Here is a 422-nt window from a genome sequence, read left to right as displayed (position 1 = left end):
CCGTCGCCCAGGACAATTTCGACAGTTACCAGGTCGCCCGCATGGCAGACGCGCCGGACATCGCCGTCCACTTCCTGCAAAGCCACGCCCCCCGCGGCGGGGTAGGGGAGGTGGGCGTGATCCCGATCGCCGCCGCCGTCGGCAACGCCATCTTCGCCGCCACCGGCGTGCGCGTGCGCGATCTGCCCATACGCAAACTGAAACTGCCGGCGGCCGCCCGGGCGAGCCGGTGACCACACCCCCGCGTTTGCTCGAAGGCATGTGCATCGTCGACATGACGAGCGTGGTCTTCGGCCCCTACTGCACGCAGTTGCTCGCCGAAATGGGCGCCGACGTCATCAAGGTGGAGCCGCCCATCGGCGACATCTTCCGCCGCGCCGGCGCCGCGCCGCCCAGCTTCACCATGGGCGCCTGCCACCTCG

General features: G+C 70.1%; 2 protein-coding genes. Both read left to right on the top strand.

Features of this window, described 5'->3' with window-relative positions; translation table 11 throughout:
• On the top strand, window positions 1-233 hold a 233-nt coding region (locus R5H29_RS12685; protein ID WP_332329247.1), incomplete at its 5' end, for a hypothetical protein.
• A gap of 26 nt (window positions 234-259) precedes the next feature.
• A partial coding sequence (locus R5H29_RS22925; RefSeq protein WP_345786185.1) for a CoA transferase occupies window positions 260-422 on the top strand: 163 nt, incomplete at its 3' end.

This window comes from Stenotrophomonas sp. A3_2, from assembly GCF_036624925.1.
In the GTDB taxonomy this organism is placed as follows: domain Bacteria; phylum Pseudomonadota; class Gammaproteobacteria; order Xanthomonadales; family Xanthomonadaceae; genus Stenotrophomonas; species Stenotrophomonas hibiscicola.
This window is presented reverse-complemented; position numbering and strand designations above follow the sequence as displayed.